Origin of the sequence: Chryseobacterium lathyri (assembly GCF_019970085.1) — a bacterium.
GTDB classification, from domain to species: Bacteria; Bacteroidota; Bacteroidia; order Flavobacteriales; family Weeksellaceae; genus Chryseobacterium; species Chryseobacterium lathyri.
Genome location: NZ_JAHXYG010000009.1, coordinates 1 through 6,027, shown reverse-complemented (window position 1 = coordinate 6,027; position 6,027 = coordinate 1). Strand labels below are relative to the sequence as shown.

General features: G+C 38.0%; 3 protein-coding genes. All 3 read right to left on the bottom strand.

Annotated features, from left to right (window positions below; translation table 11 throughout):
* On the bottom strand, positions 1-1,622 hold a 1,622-nt coding region (locus LC418_RS20785), incomplete at its 3' end, for a DUF6443 domain-containing protein (RefSeq protein ID WP_223560511.1).
* An 8-nt stretch (positions 1,623-1,630) separates the two neighbouring features.
* Positions 1,631-4,936: a hypothetical protein gene (locus tag LC418_RS20780; RefSeq protein ID WP_223560510.1), complete on the bottom strand. Its 3,306-nt coding sequence runs from the start codon at positions 4,934-4,936 to the stop codon at positions 1,631-1,633.
* Between the two features lie 5 nt (positions 4,937-4,941).
* On the bottom strand, positions 4,942-6,027 hold a 1,086-nt coding region (locus LC418_RS20775), incomplete at its 5' end, for a T9SS type A sorting domain-containing protein (protein ID WP_223560509.1).

The following is a 6,027-nucleotide window of genomic DNA, read 5'->3' as shown; positions in this document are numbered from 1 at the left end:
ATTTCATTGTAGGTATTTTCAGCCAGTAATTCCTCCGTATTTGTGTCTACCTGATGATATTGCTTCAGCAGTCTGTTCTGGTTATCATAGACAAACCTTTCTTTTACCTTAACTTCTGCATCAGTAGCTCTTCTTTTGTGGGCAGTATAGCTTTCATCTGTCTGCCCTGTAAAACCAAGTTTAAACTCCTTGTTGGTGTAACCACCCAAATGATTAATCGTATTTGTGGAAATAAGCCTTCCCATTGAATCATAATAATTATAGGTTTTCGTCCAGTTATTATCTTCAATGTTCTTCATGTACGATGCAGTCTGTAGGCTGTTGGTAGAGGCATCATCATTAGCACCCAATGTCTGTGGCAATGTATACTGTCCTAAAATAGTTGTAGGAACAGCGGGAGCTTCAGGCGGATAGGTATCATAATAGTTTACCGAGAGAAGGGTCATGCTTCCTGTAGGAAAAGCCTGTTTATCGTAGTACACATTAATTCCCTGCTGGTTAAATGAGCTGGTGCTTCTCTTTTCGTTATTATAGGCATTAGCAGACATGCTATTCAAGGCGCTCTGCATAACCCTTCTGGTTGCTGTGTTGGAAAAGAAGCCCGTATACACGACTCTGCCGAATTCGTCATACTTAGTAAAGATCCAGCCTCTGCTTCCGAAATGATTGGTCGTAGTTCTCAGATAGCCATCCTGTGAAAGAACAGGCCTGTCCTGTTTGTCATATACTGTAAACTCCCAGTCTTTTCCAGGCAGCTTTTTTTCTACTTCCCTGTTTCGCCCATCATAATTGTATTGATAACATAAATCTTGCAGGATAATCGTAGTTACTATATTACCGCCCTGCTCAATCTGCTGCACGGCTTTAGGGGGAATGATATATGCCAACTGGTTATACTCGTTGTAAGCATAATAGGTGTCAATATTTTGAGTACCGTCTGTTTTACGGATTAATAGGGTTTGTCCGTTTCCGTTCTGGAACTGGATAACAGGACTTCCGTCTTCATCTGATACTGTATTTTTATACAGTACTCCGGCTGGATAATATCCTGAATTTTCAGAAGATACTTTCAGTGAAGAGCTGGTGCCTGAAACATTATTGGCGGTAATAATTGAAGTAGTTACCACAAACTTTTTGACCTCGTTTGCTGTATTCGCTTCGTATTTGAATTTCTTCGTATGTCCTGAACTCAGTTTCCATGCTTCTCCGGCCTGAGCCTGCTGCAAAACCCTGTCCAATGGTGAATTTTCAATTTCCTGCTCCGCGTAGGCATTGCTTACTCCATAATAAGAGTTTGCAGTGGCTTCATTGGTTATTCCTGAATGGATGTTTGAATTTTGCGTAGCCACCGGAACAGGAAGTATATTTTTAGCCTGTCTTCCGAACCCGTCGTAAGTAACCGCAGTTACCAGATCTTTTCCGGTTGGTGTCGCTTTAACATTGATGAGTTGTTTTGCTCTTCCCAATCCGTCAAAATAGGTAATCGTTTGGGATGTTTTGGTACAATCATGAGTAAGGCAGGTTATAGACTGCACATAATTTTCATTGGACTGTGCATAGCTCGTTCCTGCGACGATCAGGCCGAGAATCGATACTACTTTTGTTATAATATATTTTTTCATATTTGTGATTATTGTTTATAGCCGTAATTATTCTTTTGAACAGTTTCCTGGATATAGGCTCCGCCAGTGTTCTTTAATCTGATATTTCCTTCCTTAAGCCTGTTGGCTGAGTCATACACAAATATTTGCCTGATTCCTGAAGGAGGGGTAATGCTTGTAACTCCAATCAAAGGGTCATAGGTATAGGTTGTAATCTTCTTACCTACAAGTGCCGGTTGTTTTCTTAAAATATTCAACGCCTCCAAAAGAATTCCTTCCTGCGTTGGATCTGAAGCATCATTGTTTGAAGCGGACACAATCCCCGAAACAGAAACGGAAGCCGTAAGCTGGTCATAAGTCATTCCTTCGATTTTGGCGATAGGCTCAGTGTTATTATAACCCCAGACAAAAGCTACAGGACTACCATCATCAGTAGTATATTGAAGAAGGTTTCCTTTATCATCGTATTTATCATAGGTGACTTCCACAGATGAAGTATTATTTAGCTTATCATATGATTTTTCAGATAATGGTAATACTAAATTCCCGGCTGGTGTTGTCGGAACTGAAGTTGGGTAGATCGTTTCAGTTTTTTCTAGTTGGTTTGTAACTGTTCCGATCGTCTGAGTCGTTGAAGTTTCCAAAGGAATCCCAATCATATTCTTGCTTATCATCAGCTGGTTCCCTTTCTCATGGGCATAGTTATAGGAAGTTTCCGTAATGGAATTATCAGGAAACTGAGTTTTGGTTTTTGTTAACTGATAATGATTAGGATTTAAATAAGTATTGGTATTGGTCGTAATTAATGTAGCATTATTAGGCAGATATTCCGTGCTTTTTATCTCAGTTGGATTATAGAAACCATAGTAATTTTCATAAAAACCGTATGAGATATTGATCAGTTGATCTTGTGCAGGATCCGGATAATAAGCGAAATTTTCTCTGAATACATAACTCTTCAAACTTTTTATTTGAGAATAATCATATTGATAAGCTTTATTTATTATGCGGTTATAGCCCCCATTTTCAAATTTGTAAATATTCTCATCCAATAATAAGTTAGACCCTAATTCTCCCAAATTGACACTTGGCATATGGTAAATAGCAGGAGGTCTTCCAATATAAGGATCTGAATTTTCCTCATATGAAAATTTTCGTTCTACTGCACTTTTACCTTCTATAACTTCTGTTACCGTACTATAAAACACACTGTTTTTTCTATGGTTGAAAAATGGGAGTATGCTGTTTTGAGAGGCACTATAAACATTAAGTATCTCGACCTGTGGAAATGTAGTGCCACTACGCTGGCAGGATTTTGAAGTTTCCTGTTGTTGTGCCATTACATAGGTAGCATTGTAATCAGCGATTGAGGCCTTCTGATTACCAATATTAGCTAAAGAATTATAATAAAACTTCTTGGTGTAATTAGCACCTTCTGCATTAGTTTCTTTAAAAGAAGCTATTCTGCTACCTCCAAAATAGATTGGTTGATTAGTAGAAACAGTATGCTTATTATAGGTTACATTTAACCATCCACTTACAGCTCCGATTACAGATGATACAGAATATTCAACTTTATAGGTATGTCCGTTTGTTGTTGCGATTGGAAAACGATTTGTTCCCTCTTTAGCCTGGATAGCTTCAGAAACTTTATTGGCATCTGAAAAAATAGTATTTCCGGTTGTCAGGTCGGTTATTTTAAGCTGATGAATATCGTGTAGGTTATCGGGTTCTCCACATCCAAAATAATCATCAAAAAAGGCTTCTCCATAAAATTCAATAAAATTTCCATTGGAAACAAAAGTAAAAGAATCCAAAGGTGCATCATTGGCCAGATTACATTTGTTAAAATTGGCACTTAAAAATCGGGACTCACTTACCTGTTGGTTTACCAGTCCCATACTTTCATTAGGTTCGTAAAAGATTTCAGAAACTCCCTTCGTAGGGTGGATGATCTTTTTTAAGTTACCCACAGATGCCAGCAGGGGATTCACCTTTTTATCAGCAGATAGCATGGATAGTGGCATGTAACTGGAAAGTCCCTGAAAAATTCCAAAATTATTATCATCGGCAATGGCTGGAAATGGAGAAGAATTACCTGCTCCGTTAGGATAGCCGTAATAATCTGAACGTAAACTGAATCTTGCAGGAAGTGCGCCCAAATTAAAATATTCAAATTCAGTCTTAGCATTCCTGTTAACCCGGTTCACCGATTTTAGAAAATGCCTGTTGGTTGTGGATCTTTCATCTCCCGGAAGACCATAATAGGCAGCAGCAGGGGTATTGAGCGTATCAAAATACTCAAAACTGTAACTGTCAATCAACCTGTTATTACTTCTGATCTCTATAGAAGTAAGCAGGTTATTCTGAGCATTGCTGTTGAATATATCTTTCCGTTCTTTATTGTAAACAAATTTTATTTCCGTACCATCTTCTGAAATGGTATTCAATCTTGGTTTATAGGATTGCAGGGTAGATTTTGTTTTTGTTATATCACTATATGTATAAGGTGAAGAAGAGGCAGGTGGGCTACAATTCTGCTGAACATTAAAACTTGCGTTCAGTGAGGAATAATATGTAAGATTTTCGGTGATATAATTAAATAGGGTTTCTTTTTTCTCCGGACTAACGATTTTATACAGATACCATCCTGTAATGGCATGCTGATCTGGACCTGCATTTTGATAGGTTGTTTTCTCAATATTTATTTCTGTGCCTCCAAAATAATATTCATTCCCAGTTTTATCTGTGAGTATAAATTCCAATAGCTTCCCATAACCTGCTATAGGTGTATTCTTATCAAGGATTTGAATTTTTATCTTATCCTTCGATTCTATATGGGCATTGAGATTGCTGTCTATATAAAAACTGCCTGACAGACCATTTGAGATGGAGAAATTGAACCAGTCATACTCTGTGTCGATGGCATTACCCGCTCGTGCAGCATCTTTTATTTTTTGTAGATCTGCTGTTTCATCTACAGTAGTGGGTTTCCAATTTGTCCTATTCTCATCAGTTTCATCTTTCACTACCCTTGATATTACTCCCCCTGTATTAAGCTGCCATGACATTCCGGTACTGTTGCCAATATCGTCTACCCTTACCCCGCTTGTATAGTTTAAATTGACAGGCGTTTTAATTCCCCCATAAATAGGGTATTGATAACTAAAATCTCCTGTTGAGGAAGGCTCAAAATTAAGCCTGCTGCTGGCAAATGTTTCCTGAGATGGGACCACTATCTGTGGCAGGTTGTAATTATTATTTGAAGGTATACTTTGACTTTTGTATGTTTGGTTTACTAATAACAATAATATTGGTAAATATTTTCTTTTCATTGTGTTTATTTTTTTATCAGTTTAGCACTCGCAGTTTTATTCATATCCGTTTTTATCGTTACCAGGTAAGCCCCCTGAATTAAATTCTGGGTATTGATCTTCGTTACTTTATTTTTAGTTTTCAAACTCTGAAGCTGTCTCCCTCCCATATCATACAGCATAATATCAGCTTCTTTAAAGTCAAAGCCTATTTCTATATAAGCATAATCATATACAGGATTCGGATAAATTTTGATGTCTTGTTTTTCTATGAGCTGATCAAGTTGTTTATCTCCTAACTTTATAATCTTCCAGTTCTCTTTTCCAAGTTCTTCTGCACTGGTTCCTGCAAGGATGATTGAGCCATCCCTGTTGAGTTTTATATCAGACAATCTTTCCTCACGTTTTCTGGATTCTCCTTTTACGTGTTTTCTCCACTGTTCATTACCGTCCTGGTTCAGATACAGCATCCAGAAAGTTTCATCATCAGTCTCAATTCTTCCTTCTGCCTGGGTATAGCCTCCCAAAAGAATTCCTTTTGAAGATTTATCATCTGCTGAATGAAGCACGCTTGTTCCCATCAGAATATCCCTGTTTCCAAAATTGTAGGATTTCTGCCAAAGTTCTTCGCCTCTTTCGTTTAAGGAGATCAGCCATAGATCGGTGCCTTCTTCTATACCTTCGGTTTTGTTTCCTGATCTCTCGGATCTGGATTCTCCGCCAATTAAATAGCCAGTAGATGTTAGAGCCAAGGTTCTTAAATGATCATCTGCTTTGCCCCCAAAACTCTTTTCCCATTCTGTTTTTCCGGTTTTGTCAAGCTTGAATACCCAGTAATCTCCTTCGCCAAAGTTTTCGGTTTTCTTTGAACCGCTCAAGCTGCTTCTGGAATATATCCCTAGTAATACACCTCCATCCTTCGTAGGAATCATTTTCTCTACTTCATCTAATCCTTTTCCTCCTAAAATAGACTGAGAGAGTTCTTTTCCATCCTTATCGAGTTTTACAATCAAAACATCTTTGGAGCCATAGCCTTTAGCTGAGTTTTGAACATTCCCTGCAACAAAGAATCCTAAATCCGTGGTCTGAATGACTGATCTGGCTTCTTCATC